The 24,583-nt window shown below is 43.1% G+C and carries 24 protein-coding genes and 1 pseudogene; 15 read left to right on the top strand and 10 right to left on the bottom strand.

Translation table 11 applies throughout. The annotated features are described in order from the left end of the window. Window positions 1-7 precede the first annotated feature (7 nt). The gene (locus ABE28_RS03750; RefSeq protein WP_064462059.1) at window positions 8-898 is read left to right on the top strand and encodes a TauD/TfdA dioxygenase family protein; all 891 of its coding nucleotides are present in this window, start codon (window positions 8-10) and stop codon (window positions 896-898) included. 186 nt (window positions 899-1,084) lie between these two features. Here the strand turns inward: ABE28_RS03750 and clpP are convergent, their stop codons facing one another. Continuing rightward, window positions 1,085-1,669: an ATP-dependent Clp endopeptidase proteolytic subunit ClpP gene (gene clpP, locus ABE28_RS03745; RefSeq protein ID WP_064462060.1), complete on the bottom strand. Its 585-nt coding sequence runs from the start codon at window positions 1,667-1,669 to the stop codon at window positions 1,085-1,087. A 30-nt stretch (window positions 1,670-1,699) separates the two neighbouring features. After that, on the bottom strand, window positions 1,700-2,407 hold the full coding sequence (locus tag ABE28_RS03740; protein WP_064462061.1) for a sigma factor: 708 nt from the start codon (window positions 2,405-2,407) through the stop codon (window positions 1,700-1,702). Between the two features lie 356 nt (window positions 2,408-2,763). Here ABE28_RS03740 and ABE28_RS03735 point away from each other — a divergent pair, with 356 nt between their 5' ends. From ABE28_RS03735 to ABE28_RS24320, 4 genes are all read left to right on the top strand, one after another. After that, on the top strand, window positions 2,764-3,258 hold the full coding sequence (locus ABE28_RS03735; RefSeq protein ID WP_083232218.1) for a tyrosine-type recombinase/integrase: 495 nt from the start codon (window positions 2,764-2,766) through the stop codon (window positions 3,256-3,258). A 15-nt stretch (window positions 3,259-3,273) separates the two neighbouring features. Further along, complete coding sequence (locus ABE28_RS03730) at window positions 3,274-3,468, top strand: hypothetical protein (RefSeq protein ID WP_064462063.1); 195 nt, start codon at window positions 3,274-3,276, stop codon at window positions 3,466-3,468. Window positions 3,469-3,777: 309 nt separating this feature from the next. Continuing rightward, window positions 3,778-4,458 carry an LbetaH domain-containing protein gene (locus tag ABE28_RS03725; protein ID WP_064462064.1) on the top strand — a complete coding sequence of 227 codons (681 nt, stop codon included), beginning with the start codon at window positions 3,778-3,780 and terminating at the stop codon, window positions 4,456-4,458. 189 nt (window positions 4,459-4,647) lie between these two features. After that, window positions 4,648-5,289, top strand: a complete 642-nt coding sequence (locus ABE28_RS24320; RefSeq protein ID WP_373921317.1) for a hypothetical protein — start codon at window positions 4,648-4,650, stop codon at window positions 5,287-5,289. Here ABE28_RS24320 and ABE28_RS03715 read toward each other — a convergent pair. Beyond that, window positions 5,222-5,995 (bottom strand): annotated as a pseudogene (locus tag ABE28_RS03715) (ABC transporter ATP-binding protein); the annotation flags it as partial. The gene ABE28_RS24320 and the pseudogene ABE28_RS03715 sit on opposite strands and share 68 nt — an antisense overlap. 153 nt (window positions 5,996-6,148) lie before the next feature. Here ABE28_RS03715 and ABE28_RS03710 point away from each other — a divergent pair. The 4 genes from ABE28_RS03710 (at window position 6,149) to ABE28_RS03695 (ending at window position 14,126) form a co-directional block, all read left to right on the top strand. Continuing rightward, window positions 6,149-6,469 carry a hypothetical protein gene (locus tag ABE28_RS03710; protein ID WP_064463756.1) on the top strand — a complete coding sequence of 107 codons (321 nt, stop codon included), beginning with the start codon at window positions 6,149-6,151 and terminating at the stop codon, window positions 6,467-6,469. A gap of 144 nt (window positions 6,470-6,613) precedes the next feature. After that, complete coding sequence (locus ABE28_RS03705; protein ID WP_064463758.1) at window positions 6,614-7,921, top strand: glutamate-1-semialdehyde 2,1-aminomutase; 1,308 nt, start codon at window positions 6,614-6,616, stop codon at window positions 7,919-7,921. A 322-nt stretch (window positions 7,922-8,243) separates the two neighbouring features. Then, on the top strand, window positions 8,244-12,716 hold the full coding sequence (locus tag ABE28_RS03700) for a glutamate synthase-related protein (protein ID WP_064463760.1): 4,473 nt from the start codon (window positions 8,244-8,246) through the stop codon (window positions 12,714-12,716). 318 nt (window positions 12,717-13,034) lie between these two features. Further along, window positions 13,035-14,126: an FUSC family protein gene (locus tag ABE28_RS03695; RefSeq protein WP_064463762.1), complete on the top strand. Its 1,092-nt coding sequence runs from the start codon at window positions 13,035-13,037 to the stop codon at window positions 14,124-14,126. Between the two features lie 61 nt (window positions 14,127-14,187). On the opposite strand, the gene ABE28_RS03690 is transcribed toward ABE28_RS03695, so the two are convergent. Beyond that, complete coding sequence (locus ABE28_RS03690; RefSeq protein ID WP_083231926.1) at window positions 14,188-14,646, bottom strand: MarR family winged helix-turn-helix transcriptional regulator; 459 nt, start codon at window positions 14,644-14,646, stop codon at window positions 14,188-14,190. A 332-nt stretch (window positions 14,647-14,978) separates the two neighbouring features. On the opposite strand from ABE28_RS03690, the gene ABE28_RS03685 reads away from it, so the two are divergent. From ABE28_RS03685 to ABE28_RS03665, 5 genes are all read left to right on the top strand, one after another. Beyond that, window positions 14,979-15,617, top strand: a complete 639-nt coding sequence (locus ABE28_RS03685) for a biotin/lipoyl-containing protein (protein ID WP_064463764.1) — start codon at window positions 14,979-14,981, stop codon at window positions 15,615-15,617. A gap of 53 nt (window positions 15,618-15,670) precedes the next feature. Then, window positions 15,671-17,275 (top strand): DHA2 family efflux MFS transporter permease subunit, encoded by a 1,605-nt coding sequence (locus tag ABE28_RS03680; protein WP_373921331.1) that lies wholly within the window; start codon window positions 15,671-15,673, stop codon window positions 17,273-17,275. A gap of 18 nt (window positions 17,276-17,293) precedes the next feature. Beyond that, window positions 17,294-17,824 (top strand): NAD(P)H-dependent oxidoreductase, encoded by a 531-nt coding sequence (locus tag ABE28_RS03675; protein WP_064463768.1) that lies wholly within the window; start codon window positions 17,294-17,296, stop codon window positions 17,822-17,824. A 13-nt stretch (window positions 17,825-17,837) separates the two neighbouring features. Continuing rightward, window positions 17,838-18,188 (top strand): hypothetical protein, encoded by a 351-nt coding sequence (locus ABE28_RS03670; RefSeq protein ID WP_064463770.1) that lies wholly within the window; start codon window positions 17,838-17,840, stop codon window positions 18,186-18,188. A 292-nt stretch (window positions 18,189-18,480) separates the two neighbouring features. Further along, window positions 18,481-19,401, top strand: coding sequence for an EamA family transporter (locus tag ABE28_RS03665; protein ID WP_064463772.1), 921 nt, complete (start codon window positions 18,481-18,483; stop codon window positions 19,399-19,401). 194 nt (window positions 19,402-19,595) lie between these two features. On the opposite strand, the gene ABE28_RS03660 is transcribed toward ABE28_RS03665, so the two are convergent. The 5 genes from ABE28_RS03660 to fabL form a co-directional block, all read right to left on the bottom strand. Continuing rightward, entirely contained in the window at window positions 19,596-21,344 is a 1,749-nt protein-coding gene (locus tag ABE28_RS03660) for an ABC transporter ATP-binding protein (protein ID WP_064463774.1), read from the bottom strand. Between the two features lie 208 nt (window positions 21,345-21,552). Beyond that, window positions 21,553-22,083: a nucleoside tri-diphosphate phosphatase gene (gene ntdP, locus ABE28_RS03655; protein ID WP_064463776.1), complete on the bottom strand. Its 531-nt coding sequence runs from the start codon at window positions 22,081-22,083 to the stop codon at window positions 21,553-21,555. Between the two features lie 233 nt (window positions 22,084-22,316). Then, window positions 22,317-22,571: a YgaB family protein gene (locus ABE28_RS03650; RefSeq protein ID WP_064463777.1), complete on the bottom strand. Its 255-nt coding sequence runs from the start codon at window positions 22,569-22,571 to the stop codon at window positions 22,317-22,319. Window positions 22,572-22,902: 331 nt separating this feature from the next. Continuing rightward, window positions 22,903-23,154, bottom strand: a complete 252-nt coding sequence (locus ABE28_RS03645) for a gamma-type small acid-soluble spore protein (RefSeq protein WP_064463779.1) — start codon at window positions 23,152-23,154, stop codon at window positions 22,903-22,905. Window positions 23,155-23,235: 81 nt separating this feature from the next. Then, window positions 23,236-23,985: an enoyl-[acyl-carrier-protein] reductase FabL gene (gene fabL / locus ABE28_RS03640; RefSeq protein WP_064463781.1), complete on the bottom strand. Its 750-nt coding sequence runs from the start codon at window positions 23,983-23,985 to the stop codon at window positions 23,236-23,238. A gap of 67 nt (window positions 23,986-24,052) precedes the next feature. Between fabL and ABE28_RS03635 the strand changes: the two genes are divergently transcribed. Continuing rightward, window positions 24,053-24,277: a hypothetical protein gene (locus ABE28_RS03635; protein WP_064463783.1), complete on the top strand. Its 225-nt coding sequence runs from the start codon at window positions 24,053-24,055 to the stop codon at window positions 24,275-24,277. Between the two features lie 53 nt (window positions 24,278-24,330). On the opposite strand, the gene ABE28_RS03630 is transcribed toward ABE28_RS03635, so the two are convergent. Then, window positions 24,331-24,573, bottom strand: coding sequence for a hypothetical protein (locus ABE28_RS03630; protein WP_064463785.1), 243 nt, complete (start codon window positions 24,571-24,573; stop codon window positions 24,331-24,333). Between the last annotated feature and the right edge of the window lie 10 nt (window positions 24,574-24,583).

Genomic DNA, 24,583 nt, shown 5'->3' with positions numbered 1-24,583 from the left:
ATCGATTATGACGGAAACTAAAACACAACAAATAAAAGTGGTACCTGTAGCAGGCAGGATTGGCGCGGAAATTCATGGAGTGCAATTAAGCGGTGACTTGGACTTTAACATTTTCAGCGAAATCAAGCAAGCGCTCAACGAACATAAAGTCGTTTTCTTCAAAGGACAAAATCATTTGGACGATGCCAATCAAGAAGCATTCGCCAAGCTTCTCGGTGAGCCTTATGCACATCCAACAGTACCAGTCAAAAACGATACAAGCTATATTTTCGAACTTGATTCCGCTCAGGGAGCTAAGGCGAACCAATGGCATACTGATGTCACTTTCGTCCCCGCAGTTCCTAAATACTCCATCTTAAGAGGTGTAACCATTCCAAAGGTTGGCGGAGATACAGTATGGGCCAATACAAATACGGCCTATGAAGACCTGCCGGATGGATTGAGGCACTTAGCCGACGAACTATGGGCCATCCATACTAATGAATATGATTATGCCCAATTCAAGCAAGTCGAAAACACAACGGACGAGGTTAAAAAGAAATACCGGGAAATATTCGAATCGACCATTTATAAAACGCGGCACCCAGTCGTCCACGTGCACGCAGAAACCGGAAAAAGGCATTTATTATTAGGTGGTTTTGCCGGAAGAGTGGAGGGCTATACAACAAGCGAATCCGAAAGATTACTAAGTATCTTTGATTCATACGTGACCCGTTTGGAAAATACCGTGCGCTGGCAATGGAATGAAGGAGACGTGGCCATTTGGGACAACCTAGCCACACAGCATTATGCCATCGCCGACTACGACCAGCACCGTGTCGTTCGCCGGGTCACAGTCGGAAAAGAAATCCCGATAAATACGGAAAACGAATCAAGCAGACTGCTTAATAAGAAATAACCCCCTATCTAATAAAAAGGAAAACACTTCTAAACCTTCTGAGTAACTCACTTACTACAGGAGGCTTAAAGTGTTTTTTTTCTGCTTTCAAGGTTTTGTCCAATCCCTTCATTCCACTCCATTTTGCATAAATACGTAAGGAAAAAGAGTTTCGGAATGGAAGCGCCCCGAAACCCTTTTTCCAGTTTAATGATCCTGAACGATTATTTCATCGATAATCCCGTATTCCTTCGCCTCATTTGCGCTTAAGAAGTAATCACGATCTGTATCCTTCGACACCTTATCGATAGGCTGCCCCGTCCTTTCCGAAATGATCTGATTGATATGGTCCTTTAACTTCAAAATCCTTCGGGCCGAAATTTCAATTTCCGTCGCTTGCCCCCTCGCCCCTCCAAGTGGCTGATGAAGCATGATTTCACTATTTGGCAATGCACACCTCTTGCCTTTCGTACCGGCCAGTAAAAGCATGGCGCCGAATGATGCCGCCATTCCCGTACATACAGTCCGGATATCAGGCTTAATATATTGCATCGTATCATAAATGGCAAAACCGGCACTAGTGGATCCCCCGGGACTATTGATGAAAATCGTGATTTCTTTATCTGGAGAGTCAGCCGCCAAAAATAACAATTGAGCGACGACACTATTGGCTAAATGATCGGTGATTTCTTCCCCAATCATGATGATGCGGTCTTTTAACAGCCGGGAATAAATATCGTACGAGCGTTCACCCTTACCGGATTGCTCAATTACATATGGAATGGTAGTCATATCTATTTTTCCTCCTAACAAATTGATCGGCTATGCAGCCATTGAGAGTGTGTTTGAAGGAGTGAAGCATGCTTTGGGTTGCAGCGAGCGATTCATTGTTTTAGCAATCATCGATTCACTATTCAGCGATTTGAAAGATGGGATGCTTCTAATCAGGACATCGGGATTTTGTGCCTGCAAAGCCTGTGTCATCAGCGATATCAGCCTTTTCTCCTCCTCATCTTGCCAATCTTCCACGACGGACAGCTTACGCTCCTCGGCATTATTGTCAAAACGATTTTTGACACGGTTCAGGATCGCCTTTACCGCCGATTCTGTCGTGTTCAAATAATCGGAGATTTCTTTGGAGCGATAGAGAAACCCTTCCTTCAATAGAAACACGACAGCTTGCTTAGGGGTAAGCGATTTTATTATGAATTCCACCGTTTCAAACGGATTTCCCCCCTTTGATCCTTGCAGATCGTTATCCTGCAGATCGCCTAAAGCTTCCTTTTTTCTTTTTCGTATCGTATCAATCCATGAATGGCGGGCTATCGTCTTTAATAAAGCAGGTGTTAGCTCCGTCTTCTTCCCATAACTCCGCATGGCCTTCATGATCGTATCGTGTGCCAGATCATCACCATCCCAATTATTTTGGGTCAGGAATTGGCAAAACCGACGCAATTCTGGATAAACCTTATCTAATGCCATGTCGTTATCCTTTATTTCATGAATTTCTTCCCTCAACTTTTTTATCATTTTTCTCACTCCTTTAACACCCTCTATCCTCTAAACGTTACAGAAAGAGAAAAAGATACGGGGGCGAAAAAATTTTCCATCATCCTTCTGTATATTCTATTCCATTTTTTCCAGTGGATATCCTTTCATACTATAAAACCTGTTTGATCATGATTCACCCTGGACAATGACAGCAGTCAAGAGCGATTGGCCACGCCAAATTGACTTCTAACCTTTTGAAGTGTTAATCTTAAATTAACGAAAAAGTATACATTCAAAATACTGATTTCATTAACCTGAAATAAGGGTGATCACATTTGCCAAAAGAACATTTAATTGACGTTCAGCCAATCAGATCATTGGAAAAATTAAATGATATGAAATGGTCATTGAAACGACATTGCAGCGAGAGGGACTACATATTGTTCTTGTTAGGCATCCATACCGGCTTACGTGTATCCGATCTTTTATCATTGAAGGTAAAGGACATTAAAGGCAAGACGAAGGTGACCATGAAGGAAGGCAGGAAAAAGAAGCCGCGAATAATACCGCTTGATGAGGTATTCCCTGAAGTGGCAGCTTATATAGAGGTCATCGAGAGCGTATGGCTATTCCCTTCACGAAAAGGCGATAAGCCCATAAGCAAGATACAGGCCTATAGACAGCTTAAGAAAGCCGCAGACATGGTGGACATTGAGAGCGTAGGCACCCATACCATGCGCAAGACGTACGGGTACTGGTTCTATAAACAAAGTATGGATATAGCCGCATTACAAAAAATCCTTAACCATTCACACCCTGAAGCAACATTAAAGTACATTGGAATTACAGATGAAGGAACAGGGAACAGCTTAAACGACTATGCCCTATAGGAGGACGGAAGACTAATGTCACTGACTGAATACAATGCAAAATACGAATACATCATACGCAGCAATATTTCCGACAGGCAAAAAGCATTGAAATTGGCTGACTTGATGTCCGATATGGAAGGCCATCTACGAAATGATATCGGGGAACATCGTAATAAAGAAGCACATGCTTTGTATAAAAAAATATCTCTTCTATCCAGCCTGTTATAATCGAGACGAGGACCCATGCTTTTTTTAGCGGGGTTTTTTATATGATTATTGTCTCCTTCGCGTACCACCTCTTGGTTTTTGCAAAAAATTAAAGACAAAAAAAAACACGCCCCCTACCATTCTCAATTGCTACCTTTCTATTCCGAATTTTACTTAAAAAAGGATCGCAGCATTTCACCAAATAATTTAACCAACCTGTGCTAGTACTAGAATTATCCTATAAGTGAGGCAGTTGAAGCTATTGGTGATCTAGACCCATCTTCTTGCATAAAATGATTTACCCCAATAGATTCCGAAGGAGGTAATTACTTGGGTGAAGAAAAAGGATTAGTCCCCTATTCTAATAACCATTCTCACTGTTTTAAACCATTTATAAGCCCAAACCCCATTACTTCCTTTAATCCTGTTCAGCGCTTTCCTAAAATTGATAACACAGCTTTTATAAGTCAGTTTTCAAGTGTCATAGGTGATGTCACCATTAGAAACAATGTTTATGTTGCTCCTAATGTAAGCATACGAGCGGATGAAGGAACCCCTTTTTATATCAGTTCCAATACAAATATCCAGGATGGAGTAATTTTACATGGTTTAATAAATATAAGGATTTCATATAGAAGAAAAAGATATTCCATATTCATTGGAAATGAAGTGACAATTGCTCATGGTGCTCTTATCCATGGCCCTTGTTATATCGCAGACAATGTTTTTATCGGATTTAATTCCATTGTATATACAGCAATCATAGGGAAAGGCGCATTCATTTCTTATAATGCCGTGGTTACAAATGGCGTTCGGATTGCACCTAATAGGTTCGTACCACCTGGAGCCAATATCGATTCTCAAGAAAAAGCGGATGCACTCTCACCAGTACCGAAGGATGATAAGGAATTTGCTAAGGAAGTCCAACGAGTCAATCAGGAATTCCCCGCATCTTATCATCTGTTATTCGGAAAAAAACGTTGCTCCTGTGGATATGCCTATGACGAATAATTGAACGTGGAGTTACACTCAAAGTAACGGATGAACTAGTTCAATGAAATTCCCTAAAGAAGACCACAATTGAAGTGGTCTCTTTTAATTGTTCAAAAATAAGCATTAAACTTTAACCAAATATCAGGTTTTCTGTCCAAACAGACCTAGCCCTTCCCCATATAGTAAATAAAAAGGGAGATGAGGAAAGTGAGCAGCAATAAAGATAAAGATAAAAATAAAATTAAAGTGAAGCTGAAAAATAAAATGAAAGATAAAGGTACAGATTCCTCAAGAAATTCTAAAATTGAACCTTCACAGGATAAAGTATCTCCATCATTCAAATACGAGGAATGCGTCGATCGTGCCTTTCGTATTCCCATATTTTTAAGCACAACGAATACATTAAACCCCATACAACAACAGTTTCAAACCCGTCTTATTTCAGAGATTGAAAACGCACTGCTTTTTCCTCGTACATTGCCAATAAGCGAACAATATCCAGAAGCCATTTTAACAAGTATCCGCCGGTTGGTTTCATCAAGCTATGGAATGTTGGCAATCAACTTTCGTCGATTCCTCGTTGAGGTTACTGATACTAATGTAGGGCAACCTTCATCATCCACTCCGTTCTGGGAAGGCTCGACTTTTTTGCAAATTGAGCCCTCGATGGCCTTTCAATTCGGGCTGCCCATATTATTGATAAGGGAAGATAATACTGACCAGAATATTGGAATTTGGGCAGGGGGAATTACCCCACTCAACACATTCATCGTTTGGGATTCTGAAAATGAATCTGTTTTTCCTCAGCCCAGTTATCCTTCAGACTCTGCAATTCCCCATCATAAATGATCCTGCCTTCATCAAGCATGATTACGCGCTCGCAAAGAGCCTCAATATCACCTAAGTCATGAGTGGTCAAAAGAATGGTCGTATTATATTTCTCATTGATTTCTTTCAGGAACTCACGAATCTTCAGCTTCACGAGTACATCAAGCCCAATGGTCGGTTCATCCAGGAACAGCAATGGAGGATTATGTATCAATGCTGCCGCAAGCTCACAGCGCATGCGCTGACCTAGTGAGAGTTTCCGGACCGGCTTGTCGAGCAAAGGACCGATATCGAGCGTCTTGATGACATGTTCCATATGTTCGTTATATTGTTCATCCGTTACTTTATAGACCTTTTTTAACAGCCTGAAGGACTCTTGAACGGCAATATCCCACCAAAGCTGTGAGCGCTGCCCAAATACGACTCCGATAGTCTGGGTGAATTTTTCCCTTTCCCTATGGGGGTTCATGCCATTGACCGTGATTTCACCTGTCGTAGGCTCCAAAATGCCCGTGAGCATTTTGATCGTGGTCGATTTCCCGGCACCATTTTCCCCGATATAAGCTACCATTTCACCCTTTTTTACAGTAAAATTGATATCATTGACAGCAGGGACGATCTTATAATTTCTTGTAAGCAAATCCCGGAAGGCCCCTTTTAAACCTGAACGGCTTGATGCCGACTTGAATTCCTTCCGCAGCTGTTTCACTTGTATAGCATCACTCATCCTGTTACATCCTCCGTAATCTCTTGTCCTAATGCATTAGTTTATCCAACCTCGGCTTTTTAGACAATAAAAATGCCTGCTGTTCCACACCCATTTTTTTCAGGATAATCCTGACGTTGTAAGAGATACATATATAAAGGAGACAAGTATGTCATGAACATAAAAGAATTATTATTATCCCAAATCGAAAAAGTCGTCATTAGCCTTCGTTATGACTTCCTTTATGATGATGAATTTGGCCAATTATTATGCCAGGTCATTCAAAGGGATTCCGTTGGATCGATAGAAAGCACCCCCTTAAGTTTCCAAATTCAAATTAATGAAGAAAAAGGCACTGGCCGCCTTATCTACTACCAAGCCGAAGGAGAAATGAACCGCCAATCCTTCGACATCGAAAATCCGGCCACCATTGTCGATATCCTGACCTTCCTGACTGGAATTTTGGGACCTGATTCTATTTCCAGCAAAAAATGACGGACAAAGGTTCAGCTTCTTTTTATAAGCTTCAGCAAGATTTTCAGGGGAGGATTACATTCCTTGGCCTCCTCCCCCAGATTTCCGGACGAAAAAGTGCTATGATTAAGAGGAATACGTTCGTACTTTTAGGAGGTTTTAAGATTGGATTTTAGTAAATCGGAGCTTTTACATAAAGAGGCATTGGAACATATCGTCGGAGGGGTCAACAGCCCTTCGCGTTCATACAAAGCGGTAGGCGGCGGTTCACCGGTTGCCATGGATCATGCTAAAGGGGCATATTTTTGGGATGTCGACGGCAATAAATACATCGATTACTTGGCTGCATATGGCCCGATCATCACAGGGCATGCACATCCACATATTACGGAGGCAATCGTTAAAGCAGCAGAAACAGGTATTTTATATGGAACTCCAACAAAGCATGAGGTCAAATTCGCCAAAATGCTGAAAGAGGCCATACCGTCCCTTGATAAAGTTCGCTTCACCAATTCAGGCACAGAGGCAGTCATGTCGACCATTCGTGTCGCCCGCGCTTATACCGGACGCGATAAGATCATCAAGTTTGCCGGATGTTATCATGGTCACTCCGATCTTGTTCTTGTAGCCGCTGGCTCAGGTCCGTCCACACTCGGAACACCCGATTCTGCTGGAGTTCCAAAAAGCATCGCACAAGAAGTCATCACGGTGCCTTTCAATGATATCGAGCCTTTTAAGGAGGCATTGAATAAATGGGGTAACGAAATCGCTGGCGTACTCGTTGAACCGATCGTCGGCAACTTTGGGATTGTCGAGCCAAGCCCCGGTTTCCTTGAAGAAGTCATTTCCTTATCCCATGAGGCAGGATCATTAGTCATTTTCGATGAAGTCATCACCGCTTTCCGGTTCATGTATGGGGGAGCCCAGGACTTCTTGGGAATACAACCCGACTTGACCGCACTTGGCAAAATCATCGGCGGCGGACTTCCGATCGGTGCCTATGGCGGCAAAAAAGAAATCATGGAGACGGTCGCTCCCCTCGGGCCTGCCTACCAAGCGGGTACAATGGCAGGAAATCCGGCTTCCATGCTTTCCGGAATCGCTTGCTTAGAGGTGCTTAAAGAGGAAGGTCTATACGACAAGCTTGACCGTTTAGGAAAAATCCTTGAAGAAGGTATCCTACAAGCCGCCGGTCAATATAATGTCCCGATCACGATCAACCGCCTTAAAGGAGCCTTGACGATTTATTTCACTACGGAAAAAATTGAAAACTATGAGCAGGCGGAAAATACGGATGGCGAAATGTTCGCCAAGTTCTTCAAATTGATGCTCAACCAGGGCATCAATTTGGCTCCTTCCAAATACGAGGCATGGTTCCTGACGATTGCACATTCGGAGAACGATATCGCTTACACTCTTAAAGCGGTTGAACATGCATTCAAAAACCTGATTCAAGAAACGACAACAGCATAATTATACATTTTTTATACACCCCAGGATATTCTTCATTCTTGGGGTTTTCTTATCCACAGGCAAAATACTCTTTTAAATCAACCTTCCTTCCCCTTCGCATAGGGAAATCGCCTCCACACGCACATCCATCTCATTGTATAAAAAATTGATTTCTGAATATTTAAATGATATGATATAATTACATTTATATACATTTATATCCTTACTTTCAATCTATCAAGAACTTGGACTATCGTTCGGGTTCATTAATATCCCCCATTAAATCAAATGCTACAGGAGGTGAAAGGCAGAAAATAAGGGTAACCTTATTCAAGCCGCATATATGACCCATCAATGGACACCCGCTACATTCAATGAGTTTCACAAGCAAGAACATGATGCCTGCGGAATCGTTGCCTGCATCGAAAAAAAGAAAATCGCTACAAACGAAAACATCTTTGCCTGCATCGATGCCCTCGTTAAAATGAATCACCGCTGCGGCTTCATCAATGGAGAAGGAGATGGCGCCGGAATCCATATCGATATTCCGCGGGCTCTATGGAAAAAGAAGCTGGAAGCGGCCAATGTCGATCCAGGCTCCGTCGATCAAGATGGCTTCATAGTCGGCCACTTATTTTTAAGCAAAAAAGCAGCCGCTGACGACTTAAAAATCGAAGTCAAAGAAAAGCTGCTTCAACATGGGCTTTCCTTGATCTTCGAGACGGATAAAGCATACCGTTCCGAAGCCCTGGGGCCAATTGCCATTCAAGAAGACCCTGTGTTTTGGCAGTTTGCCTGTTCTGCCCCCACCGTCAACAGTGAAGAGCTTTCAAATGTCCTTTTTGAGCTGACCTCAGACATCGAAAAAAGTAATTTCATCCATGTTGCATCCTTAAGCCAGCATCATGCGGTCTACAAAGTGATGGGTGCCGGTGATACGCTCCCTGCCTATTACCTTGATCTTGCCGACCCAATAGCAGCCTCCTCGATGACACTTGGACATAATCGCTTTTCGACCAATACCCTTTCAAGCTTCTTTCGGGTCCAGCCTTTCAGCGTGCTTGGCCATAATGGTGAAATCAATACGATCGCCAAATTACGTGATGAAGCGAAAATGATCGGCGTTCCCATCGCAAAGGATGGAAGCGACTCACAGGATTTAAATAAGACGATCGAAACCTTCATATGCCGGCATGGCTACTCCTTGTTTGAAGCCGTCGACCTTATGTTCCCGCCAATCATCAATGAAATCAAGGAATACCCCGATCACTTACAAGACTTATATACGTATTTACGGGAAGCATGGGGCCATTTCGCACAGGGCCCGGCAGGAATCATTTCCCGCTTCGGCGACGAAGCCGTGTTCTCTGTCGACTCTTTAGGTTTGCGTCCGCTATGGAATATTGAAACGGAATCGTCCTATATGTTCACTTCAGAACCTGGGATCATCCCTTCCAGTGTATTTACCGGTGATCCTAAACCGATGGGTCCTGGAGAGAAAGTGGGCTTGAAATGGAACGGCGACTCCATTGAATTGTACACCTACAAGGATTATCAGGAAAAAGTATTCAACTTATTCAGCAATCGATTCATTCTTGCGAATGATCGCGTCCGCTTGCAGCCGCATGCTTTTGAAAAAATTGTCTCCATGACAAACACGCAAGCCATTCATAATGGTCAGTATAAAGCCTTTGGCTGGGAGAGGGAGCATGTTCAATTAGTGGAACAGATGGCCGAGAAAGGCGCTGAGCCCATTCGTTCCCTTGGTCATGATGCACCACTCGCTGCACTCAATCCGCAACGGACCAATATTGCAGACTTCATTAAGGAAAGCGTAGCGGTCGTAACCAACCCAGCCATCGACCGGGATCGGGAAACAGAGCATTTCTCGACGAGGACCATCATCGGAAAACGTCCTTCCCTATTCGAAGCGAAAAAGGCAGGCAAAGTTTACGAGCTGCTGTCTCCCTTATTGATTGAAGGCTTGACCGGCTATGAATGTTCTTCCATCCTTTCACAGCCAAGCTATGATCAATTCATCAAAAATAACGAGGACCAAAAGCTTGTGCATTTCCTTTCAAGCACCTTCAAGGAGAACGAAAGCATTACAAATGCCCTGACCAGGATTACCCATGAGGCTATCGCTGCTGTGGACAGCGGCAAAACGCTGCTCATTTTGGATGATGCACTCGCCCATCAAAATGGTCACTTGCTGCTTGATCCCCATCTTGTCACCTCAGCTGTCGATCAGGCTTTGGTAAACACGGGCAAGCGCCGGGATTGCTCCATCCTTTTACGTTCCGCATCACTAAGGTCATTGCATGATATCATCGTTTCTTATGGTTTTGGAGCAAACTTGATCAGTCCGTATTATATGTTCCTTTCCTTATCTTCTGATGATATAAAGGGTGTTACCAATCTATATAACTCCTTAACGAAGGGGCTCGAGAAGGTTATTTCCACCATCGGAATTCATGAGCTCCGCGGTTATGGAAGGCTTTTCTCGAGCATCGGCTTACATGAGGAAATCGCGGCATATTTAAATGTGGCTAACTTCTTTGGGTCAGATGATCTGGACTATAATTTCGATAAAATCAAAGCTGATGCCATCAATCGTGCGGAAGATTACAAAAACGATAAAGAACGCATGGGAAAGACCTTTCACCTATTCCCTAGAATTTGGAAGTCGATCGGTGAAGTGGCTTCGACCGGGGACTATGACGCTTATCGCGAGAAGATCACCGAGCAGGAAGAGTCCAATCCTACGGCGATCCGCCATTTAACATCTTTAAAAAATTCAGATGCCCAGATATCATCTGAAAAAGTCAGTCTCTCGATCGGTGAACAGGACCTCCCTTTCGTTATAGCCTCCATGTCCTTTGGGTCTCAAAACGAGATTGCTTTCCGTGCGTATGCTGAGGCTGCCGAACGGCTAGGCATGATCAGCATGAATGGTGAAGGCGGGGAAATCAAGGATATGCTTGGCAAATATCCGAAATCACGCGGACAGCAAATCGCTTCAGGACGTTTCGGTGTCAATGCAGAACTCTTGAATTCTTCGAATCTATTGGAAATAAAAATTGGGCAAGGCGCAAAGCCTGGTGAGGGGGGGCACCTTCCCGGCTCCAAGGTTACAGCGAAGATTGCAGAAGCCAGAAATGCAACGATCGGTTCCGATTTGATCTCCCCTTCCAATAACCATGATATTTATTCAATTGAAGATTTGGCCCAAATGATCCATGAGTTGAAAACGGCGAACGATAAAGCGAAAGTGGCCGTGAAAGTACCTGTCGTTCCCAACATAGGTACGATTGCAGTCGGGATAGCCAAGGCAGGGGCCGATATCATTACGCTTTCCGGTTTTGATGGCGGAACGGGAGCAGCCAGGATCCATGCACTTGCACATGTCGGTCTTCCAGTCGAGATTGGAGTGAAGGCGGCCCATAATGCGCTTCTTGAGGCAGGCATACGCCAAAGCGTTGAAATTTGGGCTGACGGCGGTTTAAAAAGCTCAATGGATATCATGAAAGTGATGCTGCTTGGGGCAAACCGGGTTGGATTTGGCACCCTTTCGATGATTGCGGTCGGCTGTACGACATGCCGAGGATGTCACCTTGATACATGTCATGTCGGCATCGCCACCCAGATCGAATCGGAAGCACAAGCGAAGGAGCACGGGCTGCGACGTTTCGTCCCGCGAAAATTCGATTTGGCCGTTCAAGGCTTAATGAATATGTATGGTGCATTCGCCAATGAACTTAAACTATTGACCGGGTCGCTTGGCGTGAAAAATCTTCAGGACATCGTCGGCCGGTCCGATTTGCTGCAGCAAGTTAAGGGACAGCATTCATTGGATTTAACCTATCTATTAAAAAATCTGGATATTACGCCATTCTCCCAGCAGGAAAAAGAGGCATATTTGAATGAAAGCTCGATGCAAGTTGCAGTTGGTGCCGAATATCTGGATTCACATGTGGATGACCTACAGCAATCCCGCAGCTACAACTCGATCACTTCCGAGCAGCGTGTACTCGGCAGCAGGGTCTCGTGTCACCGGGTTAGGGGCAGACTTGATGGATCTTACAAAAAACTCCCTCCTGTCCATCTCTCCTACCAAAATGGTTCCATACCAGGCAATGGACTTGGAGCTTATAATACGGAGGGAATTTCGATCAGCGTGAATGGCGGTGCCCAGGATGGAATTGGCAAAACCTCGATTGGCGGGAATATCGCCATCTTTAAATCTCCCGGAAAAGATGGGAAGTTCTACAATGGTTCCGTCGGCAAGGGCTTCGGGTACGGCGCACAGCACGGTCTTCTCATTGCCCAAGGCGATGCCGATTCCAGGGCGGGAATCCGGCTTTCAGGAGCCGATATGATCATTGGCGGATTGTTGAAACAACCCCTTCCGGAAAGAGAAACCGGCAATATAGCCATAACTTCCAATATTAAAGGCTTCGCGTTTGAATATATGACAAATGGGAGAGGGCTGGTTCTAGGCGATCCCGGTCCTTGGATTTGTGCAGGCATGACCGGCGGTGTCGTTTATTTACGCCAACAGCCTGAAAGTGGTTTAACGAAAGACGTGATTAAGAAACGGGTTGCCAAAGGGGCAAAGATTTCGATAGAGCCCCTCTCTTCCCGAGGCATACAGGACGTTACGGAACTTCTTGGCAGCTATACGGTTCTATTGAAAGAACAAGGCCAAACGGAAGAAGCAACTTCCTTGGAAGCCCTGCTTCATAATCCCGAAAAGCATTTCCTTCAGGTCGTTCCAGTTAAGGAACAGGCCGATCCAGCCGTTTCCACGGAATGATGTACAACAACCATTCATCCATAAAACTGATGCTAAGTAACCCCAGCATCAGTTTTTTCCAGTCATATTAGGCTTGGATCAGTAGTGAGCAGCAGAAAAAATAACCATTTAATACAATCATTAAATTGCCTATATTTTCTTTATATATTAAACTGGAATTTGCCTCTTGTATTTGTAAGGATAATTTGAGGATTACTTTTTGTTTACATCCCATCATTTTAGTGTAAAGTACTAACAAATAAGGTAGAATACAACTTTAAGCAAAAGCCTATATATAATTAGTGCCATATAAATTACAAAGAAAGGATTATCCTATATATGAAGTTTGGTGCCCGCATTCTCAAAACAGGAATAGCAATCGTTTTAGCGCTTTATCTTTCGGAACTGCTTAACCTGCCTGCTCCTGTCCTTTCTGGGATTGCTGCAATTTTTGCCATACAGCCGACCATTTACCGTTCATACCAAACGGTGCTGGAGCAAATACAAGGAAATATCATTGGTGCGTTGGTTGCTGTCTCCTTCGTTTTGCTGTTCGGAAATGATATTTTTATAATCGGCCTTGCCGTCATGGTTGTCATAACCATCAATTTAAAATTGAAAATGGATAAAACGATTGTCCTGTCCATCGTGACGGTCATTGCCATCATGGAAAGCCAGGACGGGGAATTCCTGAATTTTGCCTTTATACGTCTCTCCTCCGTTTTGCTTGGTATCGTTTCATCTTTTGTCGTGAATCTCGTATTCATTCCTCCCAAGTATGAAGCAAAGCTGTATACACGGATTACCGATGTGACGGAAGATATCTTGAAATGGATCAGGATCAGCACAAGGCATGCTACAGAACACACTTTATTGAAGAAAGACATCAGCCGCCTGAAAGCGGAATTGCTCGATTTGGAACATATCTATTCCATGTACAAAGAGGAACGGGAATATTTCAAGAAGAACAGTTTAGCTAAAGCTAGGAAGCTTGTCATTTACCGGCAGATGATCATTACAACGAAAAAAGCGTTTGAAACCTTGAAGCGAATCCATAAATTCGAGAATGAGATCTATCAAATGCCTGAAGGTTTCCAGCGGAGTATCCTACACCAGCTCGATTCCTTGATCCGGAAGCATGAGCAGTTGATTTTATTGCATATTGAAAAAATCAAATCAATCGGGGAGATTGAGGATTGGGACCAGGATTGTTTAAGTCGGAAAGAACTGCTAGCCCACTTTTTCGAACAGCAAAATCATGTGGATGAAATGCATGATGATCTTGGCCACCTTTCTGCCCGCCTTGTTCCATTGATTTCTTCCGTCATCGAATATGACGAACAATTGGAGCATCTTGAAAAGCTGATTGTCAGCTTTCAGTCCTTCCATAAGGAAGAAAACGAAATTTCTGTTCAATATGAAGAAGATTAAAAAAAGACGGTTCTCCTCGGAACCGTCTTTTTTTGTCTCTATTTTGAGGATGCCTGTACGTTCAATCATCCAAAAGGTTTTGATCTGCCGCCTTTTCAATCGTTTCCAATTTACCCATAAGATCCTGCAGTTCTTCTTCCGTGAATGAATTGAAGTTCTTCCCTATCGAACGGTTATGCTCCGCAAGCACTTTTCCCAAAATCTCTTTTCCCGCCTCTTTCAATTCAAGGTTAATGACCCTGCGGTCCTTTTCAGAGGGCTGGCGCTTCACATAATCCATTTCGACCAGCTTATCTACAAATACGGTGATCGCACTTGGCTTTACGGTCAAGAAGTCAGCCAGATCTGTCGATTTAATCGATCCCTCTTTTTTTAATATCAATAATATGAAAAATTGAGGCGACGTTAATCCATAAGGCTGAAGGTTTTTCGCCACGATGGCACGAAGTTTCTTCCTAATCCGAAAAATCTGCATTTCTATACTATTCGTTACTTCCCATTTAAAATCCAGCCTTCTCACTCCTTATATAGGACAATCCTACCTCTTAAATTTAATTAAACGCCATTACATTGTCAACCTTCCTTCCCATATATCCTTAAAACTTTAAAAATTTTAAATTAATCCCAAAAATTTGTATTTATTTCCCACTATTTTTCGGAATAAAATACATGACAAAAATTAATTAAACTGGTAAACTCTTTACTTATTAATGTTAATACTTATAAAAATTAATATTTATTAAAATTAATAATAAACATGTTATATAGGAGGCAGGTATTAGATAAATCAGGTCAAGCGAAGCTATTTAAGTTATATGTATCAATCAACAATATTTTTTGGAGGCGAAACAAGTGAATAGAGGACGTTTAGTTTTAATCAATGTCATTGGTTTGGTTATTATATTAGCGGTTGTAGCCGGTGGGGCTTATTACTATTATGAAAGCACGAATTTCATTAAAACGGATGAAGCAAAAGTGACAGGAGATTTATATACGATCGTTGCACCTGCTGCCGGTAAACTAGCGGATTGGGACTTAGAAGAAGGTGACAGTGTCAGCAAAAATGCTAAAGTGGCGAACGTAACCAGTGCAGAAGGAAAAGAAACGGTAAAAACAGCCGCACAAGGTACTGTCGTTAAAACTCAGGTACATGATGAACAGCTAGTCCAAGCAGGTCAAACACTGGCTCAAACCATTGATATGGATGATTTATCCATCACAGCCAATATTGAAGAAAACAAATTGAAAGATATTGAAAAAGGTGACAGTGTCGATATCATCATCGATGGCGATTCCGGTACTGTCTTCGAAGGTACATTGGAACAAATCGGTTATGCTACAACTTCCGTCTTTTCCGTGATGGGCAACCAAAACAGCAGCGGAAACTATACGAAAGTCACGCAAAAGGTACCAGTTAAAATTTCCATTAAAGCACCATCCGATAAAGTTCTGCCTGGTATGAATGCAGAAGTGAAAATCTCAACAAATTAATTGGCTACACAGTTATATAGAAAGGAGGCTTTCCTTAAATGGCTTCTCAAACAATCTCAATAAACGAAAACAAGGGCATGAAACAGTTTGCCCCGATGTTAATTATCTTAATGCTGGGTTTGTTCATGGTCATTTTGAACCAAACCCTGCTTAGTGTCGCCATGCCGAGGATGATGGCCGAATTCAATGTAGCTGCGACGACGATTCAGTGGTTATCAACTGGTTTCATGCTTGTGAACGGGGCATTGATCCCACTGTCCGCCTTCCTGATAGAACGATTCGGCACGCGAATTCTATTTTTGGCTGCCATGTTTCTATTTACGGTCGGAACCCTTATCTGCGGCATAGCGCCAAATTTCCCAGTCATCCTCACAGGCCGGTTGATTCAGGCTGCCGGCGGAGGAATCCTGCAGCCATTGGTCATGACGATCATCCTTTTTATCTTCCCGCCGGAAATGCGCGGAAAAGGGATGGGAATCTTCGGGTTGGCCATCATGTTTGCCCCTGCCATCGGACCGACTTTATCAGGTTGGGTCATACAGGAATATAGCTGGCGGGTCATGTTCTACGCAATGGTCCCATTAGGCATGATCATCATGATTCTAGCCTTCTTAAGTATGCGGAATGTTGCGGAGCCCAAGAAGATCAAATTGGACTTATTGGGTGCATCACTATCCTTGATCGGTGTCGCCTCACTCTTATACGGTGTCAGTGAAGCAGGTTCCAAAGGCTGGACGGATTCCCTCGTTCTCGGAACGATCATCATCGGACTCATCCTGCTGACCCTATTTGTGGTTCAACAGCTAAAATCGGATACACCAATGCTCGACTTCCGTGTATTTAAATATGACATGTTCGTATTATCGAATATCATTTCGGCCATCGTTACAGTTGCCATGTTTACAGGCATTTTCTTATTGCCTATTTATTTACAGACGTTAAGAGGATTTACACCTGTTCAATCCGGACTGTTGATGCTGCCGGGAGCCCTTGTAATGATGGTGATGTCACCCATTTCTGGAGCGCTATTCGACAAAGTGGGGCCACGTCCACTAGCATTGATTGGGTTAGCGATAACCGCGGTCACAACCTATGAATTCGCTAAATTGACTACGGAGACCACGTATTCGACCTTGGTCATCATCTACGCCATTCGTGCCCTTGGAATGTCCATGCTGATGATGCCGATCATGACAGCCGGGATGAATCAGCTGCCGAAGTACTTGAATACCCATGGAACGGCGATGAGCAATACGCTTAAACAAGTGACCGGGGCCATCGGTACCAGCTTTGTCACGACCATCTATACCAATCGCGCTACTTTCCATGGAACTTCCTTAGGAATGGATATGAGTACGAGTGATCCCGGTTTTGTTCAGAATTTCCAAGCGATCGTCCAATCCATCATGAGCACCATGAATCAAACGAGCGAGCAAGCAAGGGAAACAGCAATGTCATTGATTTCTACCCAAATCCAGGGGCAAGCTAATGTAATGGGTATCAATGATGCATTCTTTTGGGCAACAGGCTTCGCGGTTGTCGGAATCGTACTCTCACTGTTTTTACGTGATGTCCGTAAGGATAAAGTAATCCAACAAGCCAAAGAAGAAAAATTGGATGTACCTTTACTGCCTTCACCAGTGAAAAAATCGGTTTAATCATATGGAGGGATAAGAATGAAAATCTATGTTGTGTACGACAGTGAAGGCAACCATACAAAAGCACTTGCCGAATCAATAGCTCAGGGAGCCGCTGCGGTTCCTGGAGCCGAGGTTCTCATTGACCATGTAAACGAGGCGGATGTTTATAAGCTTCAGGATATGGATGCCATCATTTGGGGCTGCCCTGGCCATTTCGGAACCATCAGTTCGAGTTTGAAGGCTTGGATTGACAAACTTGGATATTTATGGGCAGAAGGGACGCTCATCAATAAAGTGGGTGCGGTATTCTGCACGACGGCAACCGTTCACGGAGGGTTAGAGGCTACCATGCTCAATCTTATCACTCCAATGCTTCATCAAGGAATGATCATTGTCGGCTTGCCCGGCACCGTTCCTGAAAACGCCTTATATGGTTCTTACTATGGTGTCGGGATAAGCTGCCCGCCCGGCAAGGACGATAACATCTCCAAAAATGACTTGCTACTTGGGGAAGCATTGGGAAAACGGGTAGCCCATGTCACCCGTTCATTCACAAACGAGCTCTAGGAGGCTTGATTCAATGGGCTTAATTCTTATTATCATCATCGTTGCGATTTTAGCGATTACGGGCTTGATCACCTTCAATATCAAAGCATTATCACCAGAAGAGAAGCCGGTTGTTAAGGATGCTGATCCATCAACCGAATCGGGATTACCTTCGGATGATGAGCTTGATACCGAAATCATCGTGCCCGCAGTAAACGATGAATTAAAAATGAAAGACCAGGATTACCGTTCGGCGCTTTCGAAGCTACACAAGCAAACACCAAACGATGACCTAACAGAAGAAAAAAATAAACCTGACTCTCACAAGATGAAGGACTCGGAATACCGGGGTAAGTTGAAGAATTTCCAACAAAAGGACGACTGACCCCCCACTCCCCAAAGACATGTTTGTCTAAGGGGAGTTTTTTTTCATCAATGTTGAAAGCGATTGCTACCTCCTTGTTCACCCCCATTTCCCTGCTGAATATCATACAGCCTTTACTTATTTTTCTGGTTGACAATTATTCACAAAGACCTTAAGCTTAGGCTATGCAACACAAACATTTTTTTAAACTCGGCTTTTGCTGAGAGACGGAATTTTAAAAGGACTTCCTTTTTTCGTTCGTCACTTGCCTATTTGGCAGGTGGCGATTTTTATTTTTATAGGGGTGAAAAACATGCAACTTTTGAAGTATTCCATAATGGTGTTAATAGGTTCGATTTCATATGGTACATTATCGACCATGATGAAGTTTGGTTTCATGGATGGCCATTCTTCTGGTGAACTGGTCGGCAGTCAATATCTGTTAGGATGGCTGATCATTTCCGTGTTATTCCTTTTTTCTTTTAAATATAAAGTGCCTTGGAAAAGCGTCGGATTACTTATGATTACAGGCATGATGTCCACTTTCGTCGGAAAGGCATACGCCGTTTCCGTTTCAGAGCTTCCAGCTTCGATTGCCGTTGTCTTTTTATTTCAATTCACGTGGATAGGTGTCCTCATTGAAAGCTTCCTAAATAAAAGACGCCCGGATAAAAATAAACTCATCGCCATATTCGTCCTGTTCATCGGCACATTATTGGCAGGGGCCATTTTTGGGCAGCCTCTTTCAGCATTAAGCTTGAAGGGTGTATCGTTCGGACTGTTATCTGCGCTTCTTTTTGCGCTTTATATGTTTTGCAACTCCCAATTCGCAGTTGGGGAATCCTCGATGAAACGGTTGTTTTTCATCGCAACAGGTGCAATGTTGACTGCGGTATTCACGACCAACCCTGTTACGCTAGTTACGAACCTTGTCCAAACGAACTTATGGTACTATGGTCTATTGCTTGGCACATTAGGTGTCCTTGTTCCCTTCTTCTTCTTTTCAGTAAGCTTACCGAAAGTGGGAGTCGGTCTTGGAACGATACTTTGTGCCGCGGAACTGCCTTCGGCTATGGTCGTTTCCGTCATCTTCTTGAATGAACAAGTTACATCGCTGCAATGGTTCGGGATGTGCTTAATCATTTTCGGCATTGCCCTGCCCGAGGGAATAAAGCATCTTCCACAATTTCTTCCTGGCAGAAAAAAGGCGCTGCATGAAAATAGAATTCCATGATGGGCACTGGATTTTAGTTCACTTAATGGTCTCAAACTGAAAACATGCTTGATTACCATTAGCACTTCACTTAGACAAAGATGAAATTTCACTGCCTGCAGTAAGCAATGCAAAAATAAATTTAAAAAAAGGTTTCGGAATGCGACTTCCGAAACCTTTTTGTCTACAAGCGGCGAACCTGTTAAATCCCTTTTTCAGGAATCCAATTGTTGCACTTGAAATAGACCGTAATAATGCCCTTGCTTTTTCATAAGTTCTTCGTGTGTTCCAATTTCGGTGATTTCTCCATTGTCAATATGAACGATGCGATCGGCATGGGTGATCGTGGATAAGCGGTGAGCCACGATGATGGTGGTCCGGTTATTGGCCAAAATGTCCAGCGCCTCCTGGATATAATGTTCACTCTCTAAGTCCAAGGCGGATGTGGCTTCGTCCAGAACGAGGATAGGCGGATTTTTCAAAAAGACTCTCGCGATGGCAACCCGCTGCTTTTGCCCACCGGATAATTTCACGCCCCGCTCCCCTACCTTCGTTTCGTACCCCTCTTTAAGACCGATGATAAAGTCATGGGCATTCGCAGCTTTTGCCGCTTCAACAACTTCCTCATCACTTGCATCGGGCCTGCCCATCAGGATATTGGCCTTGACCGATTCACTAAATAAGATATTATCCTGCAGAACCATGCCGATTTTATCTCTTAGGCTGCGGACTTTATAGTTCCGGATATCGGATCCATCCAATAATACCCTTCCCTCCGTCACATCATAGAAACGGGAAATCAAGCTGACGATCGAGGATTTCCCCCCGCCGCTCATGCCGACCAATGCAATGGTTTCTCCAGGCAACACATCCAAATTTATATGCTTTAATACAGGTGCCTCACTCTCGTCATACGCAAACGAAACATCCTCGAATGTAATATGGCCATTTACATGTTTCAGCTCTTTCGCTCCCGGCTCATCATCGATATCATACTTCTCATCGATGAACTCAAACACCCTGTCCATCGACGCCAAAGTTTGGGTCATGGTCGTCGAAGAATTGACCAATCGTCTAAGAGGATTATAAAGCCTGTCTATGAAGCCGACGAACGCAACCATCGTCCCCAATGATAGTTGATCATGAATGACCTGATAACCTGCAAACCCTATTACGAGCAACGGAGCAATATCCGTAATTGTATTGACGACAGCAAAGGATTTAGCATTCCAGCTTGTATGCTTCAGGGCCTTATCCAAAAAATTCTTGTTCTGTTGTGCAAATAGTTCTTGTTCCCGATCTTCTATTGCAAAGCTTTTAATGACAGACATCCCAGAAACCCTTTCATGAAGGTGACTCTGTACATCCGCTAACGCTTGGGAGCGGACCCTTGTATAAGTTCTGAGCTTGCCGAAGAAATGCTTGATCGAGAATGCATAGAAGGGAAGCATGATGATCGATACAATCGTCAACTTCACGTCCATCTTGAACATGATGGCTATTACGATGATAATGGTGGCTATATCAAGCCAAAGGTTCATCAACCCCGTGATGACAAAGTTCTTTGTTTGTTCCACATCCGTGATCATCCTCGAGATGACCTCTCCCACTCTTGTGTTCGAATAATATTTGAAGCTTAGCTTCTGTATATGGGTAAATAAATCATTTCGGATGTCATATAGAATTTTCGTTCCTGTCCATTGTGCGAAATACTGGCGATAATACTCGATCGGCGGTCTTATCGCAACAAAAATGAATAACATGATGCCCATAGCCCATAAAAGGCGTTCTGATTTCACTGCCTTTGACAAGTCGCCATTTCCGATGATGTCATCCACGATATATTTACTGAGCAGTGGAAGCAGCAACGGAATCGCGAATTTTAACAGACCGATTAGTACCGTCCCGATTATTTGCCATTTATATGGCTTGACAAAATGTAAATATCTCTTGATGCTCCCCACTGAATCCCTCCATTTCTTACGGTCCATTCGCCCATGAATGCACATGAAAAAAGACCAGTCATGTTCTATTATATTTTCCTTTTCGAAGGTGAACTATCAAATGGATTTCATATTTTTCATACCTTTCAAATTGATTAAAGAAAATCTTGGAACGACGGTACCGTACACACTAGAAAAAGCCTGCTCATCAAGCAGCAGGCCTTTACTATCATCGATAGGTCAAGAAGCGTTCGTACCAACTATCGATGAACTCTGCGGAGAATGGTCCCTTTCGCTGGCGTATCATATAAATTAAATAGTCTACGTTCATTTTTAATATTGAATCGATGGCATCCGGGTAATTCATTTCTTTCCGATGCCTTTCATATTCATCCTCATCCAGCAAATTAAACGTCATATCTGGGAATACTTTAATGTCCAGGTCATAATCAATGTATTTCAATGCTCCTGAATCGTATGTGAACGGTGAACTGATGTTGCAATAATAATAAACCCCGTCCTCTCTCAACATTCCGATAACATTAAACCAATACTTTGAATGAAAATAGCAAATCGCCGGCTCACGCGTAATCCAGGTCCTACCATCTGATTCCGTCACCATAGTACGGTCATTCGCGGCTATCATCAGATTTTGGGTCCCTTTTAATACGGTTGTTTCTTCCCAGATACGATGGATATGTCCATTATGTTTATAGCTATGGATTTGGATTTTTCCTCCTTCGGCAGGAACAATCCCCATTTATCTCTCCCTACTTTCTGTAGACACCCTATCAGCGTACTGTGCCCTATTCCGTATGCAGTCGTCGTGTTTATTGAAAATATATACTTTTTTCCATTTACCCTATATTCCTATATTATAGCGATTTATTCTTAAATTTAAAACAAAAGTGGCTAATCTCAAGGTGGAAATGTGTAAAAAAGTCAAAAAAATCTGACCATCCACCCATTATCACTAAGAAATTAGCCATTTATTCATCGAATAGCCTCCTGTTGCTGCTGAAAATAAAGGATGACTTCTTCCGTTTGTCTCTCGAAGCGATCATGAATACTTTTCAATTCCTGCTTCTTCAGTTGAATTTCTTCTTGAATGGTAATTGCTTCACTTTCTTCTTGCAGGGCTAGGAGCTGCTTCTCTATATCTTGGCATTTCTCGATTTCGGATTGTAAAAGTAAAAGCTTATCCATCGTTTTCAACTGGTTATTTATAAGCCGGTTAAATTCCTCCATGAATGCACCTTCCTAATCTGTTTTTTCCTATAGTATGTATATTCGATTTTCACTCAAGCATCTCCTTTGACATAAATTGTAAACACGAAGAAACATTTGTCGAAACAAATGGAGAAAAAAGAAAAGCATCCTACAAAAGAAGGATGCCTCAGGCTTAAATAAGTTCACTTATACGCGTCATCCCTTTGCAGGTGATCCATCCTCTGTGCTTTGGCAAATGCAGAGTCTCCATTGGATCTGCATTCCTATGCGGGATCCTCATACCTTTTGTTTTTTGACCTAAAAATGAAGCATCCTTCAAAAGAAGGATGCTTCATCTTTGTATCAGCAATTAGCCTTGGCTTTTATTGCTTTGGGATTTTGCGTTTTGTTTTTTCACTTCTTGAACGTTAGTTTCAGAAGCAAACTCAGTGCCGTATTGACCTTGACCTTGTTGAGACGCTTGGTTTTGTTTTTTCACTTCTTGAACGTTGGTTTCAGAAGCAAATTCAGTACCGTATTGGCCTTGTCCTTGCTGAGTTTGTCCGTTTTGTTTCTTCACATGCTGGATGTCAGTACCTGATTGCGTTTTGTTTTTAGCCATTGATATCACCTCCACGATAATAAGATATCCATCATCACCGAGTGTTATCCAGCTAAAAACATTTAAATTTTTCCAGTTTCCTTACACGAGCAAAGAAATGCCTCCATCAACGATTACGGTTTGTCCACGGATCATGCTTGCTCCATCGGAAATTAAGAACAGGATGGTGCTCACCATATCTTCCACTTCCACCATCCTGCCTGCCGGAGTTTGTTCTGCTGCCTCTGCAAGCAGTTCTTCGCGATTCGGGAAGGACTTCAGCGCATCCGTATCGATCACACCCCCCGATATGGCATTGACACAAATGTTCTTCGCTGCCAGTTCGACCGCTAAATATCTTGTTAATGCTTCAAGCGCCGCTTTGGAAACACCCACAGCCGTATAATTCTTCAAATAGCGGATCGAGCCAAGAGAACTGATGCTGACAATTTTCCCGCCCCCGTTTCTTTCCATCAATTTTGCCGCTTCCTGGGCACAGAAAAGAAGAGCTTTCGTATTGATGTCCATCGTCCAATCCCAATGTGATTCTTCAAGCTCCATCAATGGGCGCTGCACTCCGGAGGCTGCATTATTAATGAAGATATCCAAGCGTCCATAATACGCATCGATTTCCTCGAACATGCTTTTCACCTTTGCCACGTCGCCTACATTCGCCTTTACTACAAGAGCTTTACGCCCCAGTGCTTCAATTTCCGCTGCCACTTCTAATGCTTTCGACTTGCTTCGGGCATAATTAATAACGAGGTCGTAACCTTCCTCTGCAAGTTTTATTGCCGTACTTCTTCCTAAGCCTTTACTGCTGCCTGTAACGAGTGCTACTTTTTGTTCCATTCGTTCATTCTTCCCTTCTGAGTAAACACCGAATTATAAAAATCATTTTAAAAGGAGTGTTACTGTTATGTATGTTGGACGTGATATGACAGAGTTGTCGATGATGAAAAAATCGGAATGGGAAAATAGTGAGCTTGCCTATTTTCATCATTCCCTACAACAAATGGTACCTTATTTAAACCAAGAAGGACAGAGTGTCCATAGCGAAATCGTCAAAGAAATTGAAAATAGGGGCGGCCTCACTAGACAGGAAGCCGACTATACCCATGGAACGAAAACGATTTACGATTGATGTTAAAGAAAAGGGGATATCCTTGCCGATATCCTCTTTTTTTAGATATCCTTTTAAAAATACCAAATCACGGTTGAGAAAACCAAACCAGTGCCTAAGAATGTTAACGCATAAACGGGCGGAGACACCGCCGGACCGAATGTTACTTCATTCTGCAGCGCTCCAGCATGATTCCATGCATTAACGACGTCTGGTTTATATTGACTTGTTTTTGACAATCCAATGACCATCATACTGCAAAAATATATAGCATGAATGATGAATGAAACGGCGAAAACTTGAATAACGTTTTTCATGATCCAGCCT

The sequence above is a fragment of the Peribacillus muralis genome, assembly GCF_001645685.2.
In the GTDB taxonomy this organism is placed as follows: Bacteria; Bacillota; Bacilli; order Bacillales; family DSM-1321; genus Peribacillus; species Peribacillus muralis_A.
This window is presented reverse-complemented; position numbering and strand designations above follow the sequence as displayed.

Bases quoted from the DNA above. Each gene is read 5' to 3' on its own strand.
- ABE28_RS03750 (WP_064462059.1), top strand. From the start codon at position 8: ATGACGGAAACTAAAACACAACAAATAAAAGTGGTACCTGTAGCAGGC.
- clpP (WP_064462060.1), bottom strand. From the start codon at position 1,669: ATGACTACCATTCCATATGTAATTGAGCAATCCGGTAAGGGTGAACGC.
- ABE28_RS03740 (WP_064462061.1), bottom strand. From the start codon at position 2,407: ATGATAAAAAAGTTGAGGGAAGAAATTCATGAAATAAAGGATAACGAC.
- ABE28_RS03735 (WP_083232218.1), top strand. From the start codon at position 2,764: ATGAAATGGTCATTGAAACGACATTGCAGCGAGAGGGACTACATATTG.
- ABE28_RS03730 (WP_064462063.1), top strand. From the start codon at position 3,274: ATGTCACTGACTGAATACAATGCAAAATACGAATACATCATACGCAGC.
- ABE28_RS03710 (WP_064463756.1), top strand. From the start codon at position 6,149: ATGAACATAAAAGAATTATTATTATCCCAAATCGAAAAAGTCGTCATT.
- ABE28_RS03700 (WP_064463760.1), top strand. From the start codon at position 8,244: ATGACCCATCAATGGACACCCGCTACATTCAATGAGTTTCACAAGCAA.
- ABE28_RS03695 (WP_064463762.1), top strand. From the start codon at position 13,035: ATGAAGTTTGGTGCCCGCATTCTCAAAACAGGAATAGCAATCGTTTTA.
- ABE28_RS03675 (WP_064463768.1), top strand. From the start codon at position 17,294: ATGAAAATCTATGTTGTGTACGACAGTGAAGGCAACCATACAAAAGCA.
- ABE28_RS03670 (WP_064463770.1), top strand. From the start codon at position 17,838: ATGGGCTTAATTCTTATTATCATCATCGTTGCGATTTTAGCGATTACG.
- ABE28_RS03665 (WP_064463772.1), top strand. From the start codon at position 18,481: ATGCAACTTTTGAAGTATTCCATAATGGTGTTAATAGGTTCGATTTCA.
- ntdP (WP_064463776.1), bottom strand. From the start codon at position 22,083: ATGGGGATTGTTCCTGCCGAAGGAGGAAAAATCCAAATCCATAGCTAT.
- ABE28_RS03650 (WP_064463777.1), bottom strand. From the start codon at position 22,571: ATGGAGGAATTTAACCGGCTTATAAATAACCAGTTGAAAACGATGGAT.
- ABE28_RS03645 (WP_064463779.1), bottom strand. From the start codon at position 23,154: ATGGCTAAAAACAAAACGCAATCAGGTACTGACATCCAGCATGTGAAG.
- fabL (WP_064463781.1), bottom strand. From the start codon at position 23,985: ATGGAACAAAAAGTAGCACTCGTTACAGGCAGCAGTAAAGGCTTAGGA.
- ABE28_RS03635 (WP_064463783.1), top strand. From the start codon at position 24,053: ATGTATGTTGGACGTGATATGACAGAGTTGTCGATGATGAAAAAATCG.
- ABE28_RS03630 (WP_064463785.1), bottom strand. From the start codon at position 24,573: ATGAAAAACGTTATTCAAGTTTTCGCCGTTTCATTCATCATTCATGCT.